We start from the raw sequence: 1,517 nt of genomic DNA, 5'->3' as shown, positions 1-1,517 counted from the left end.
GGGCAAGGCCGGGTAGTTAGGGCGGGGTGGGGCGTGTCAACGGGCTTGCCGCGGCGTCGGTGACGGTCACATCGATGGTGATCGTGAGGCAGGCGCGGGGCTGGCAGGGTTTGTTGTAGGCGTACTTGGACAACGGTCGTTTGACGGTCCGGGGACAGATCCGGGCCCGGCGAGCCGGGAGCAGACCGGCCAGGACACGACGGCCGATCGTGCCGACGAGGTCGATGTGGGTGCCGGCGATGACGGACTGGGCGGTGATCACCTGATCGCGGGCGGCGTGCAGCGCAACGCTGAACCCGGCCCGGTCAGGATCGACGCCTGGGCGGGAACTTGTCGCATCGGCCATCGCGATCCGCAGGATCTGGTAGGTGACCAGCAACGCCCAGAGTTCCTGCTCGGCCCCGGCCGGGGTCCGTGAGCGCAGCACCCGGCCCTGCAGGAGGGTGTGTTTGAGAGCGAGGAAGGCCGATTCGATCTCCCAGCGCTGGTGGTAGAGCTCGATCAGCTCGGCGGCGGGATAACGGCCGGGGTCGAGCAGGGTGGTGACCAGCCGGTAGTGCTCGCTGCGGCGGGAACCATCAGCGGTGGTGAGGGTGACACGGGCTTCGATGATCCGGACCTCGACCCCGCCGATGCGTGAGGTGATCGATCCGTCGGGTTGGCGGCCCAGCAGTGGCGGGCGGCGGTTGGCTTTGAGCCGGATCAGCAGGTCCGCGCCCGAGGCGGCGGCTTGGGTCAGGAAAGGCGCGGCGTCGAAGTTGCGGTCGGCCAGCAGCACCATGCCTGGACGTAATCGGTGCAGGAGTGTGGTGGCGTAGGCCAGTTCGCCTCGGGCGGGGCTGCCGAACACTGCCCCGATCAGCGCGCGGGTGCCGCATTCGGCCAGGGTCACCAGCCGCAGCAGCGGATACCCGGCTGCCGGGTGAGACCCGGTGGCTGTGTCGGTCCAGGCCCGGTTGGTGGTGCTGTCGGGGATGGCGATGCCGGTCCCGTCGACCGCAACCGGGCGCAGGCCCCGCCAGCAGGCGCCGGGAGTATGGGGCCAGGCGATCGGTCCGGTCAGCAGGTCGAACAACGCCGCCAGCGGGCGGGGGCCGATCCGGGACCGGGCTTGACGCAACGCCGAAGCGGTCGGAGTCGCCAGTGCCTGCTCGCCCAGGCCGGCGGTCAGGGCCGAGAACACCCCGCGGTAGCCGTGTTCGGGGAACAGGCTCATCGCCAGCAGGAAGTACATCGTGACCCGGGCTGGGAGCAGCCGTATCCGTCTTTGTGCGGCGGGGGCTGTTTCGGCTAGGACGGCGTCGACCATGTCGAAGGGCACGATCTGGGTGAGTTCGCCGAGGTGGCCGGGGGCGAAGACCCCGGCGGAGGCACGGACGATCCGGGGTGTGACAGACTGCGCGGACAACGGAGCTCCCGCCGAACGTTGATCTTGGTCGACGATGTTCTAGCGGAAGCTCCGTTGCCTTGTGTCACGGGGTTGACATCACATCTGAAGCCTTAACTGCCCGGCCTTG

At 69.1% G+C, this 1,517-nt stretch carries 1 protein-coding gene; it reads right to left on the bottom strand.

Annotated elements, in window-relative coordinates; genetic code table 11:
* Nucleotides 1-16: 16 nt before the first annotated feature.
* The gene (locus ACZ63E_RS46040; protein WP_465342628.1) at nucleotides 17-1,408 is read right to left on the bottom strand and encodes an IS4 family transposase; all 1,392 of its coding nucleotides are present in this window, start codon (nucleotides 1,406-1,408) and stop codon (nucleotides 17-19) included.
* Nucleotides 1,409-1,517: the final 109 nt, after the last annotated feature.

The sequence above is a fragment of the Amycolatopsis sp. NPDC104819 genome (assembly GCF_055583145.1).
The sequence above is the reverse complement of the archived record's forward strand: the minus strand, read 5'-3'. Positions and strand labels throughout refer to the sequence as shown.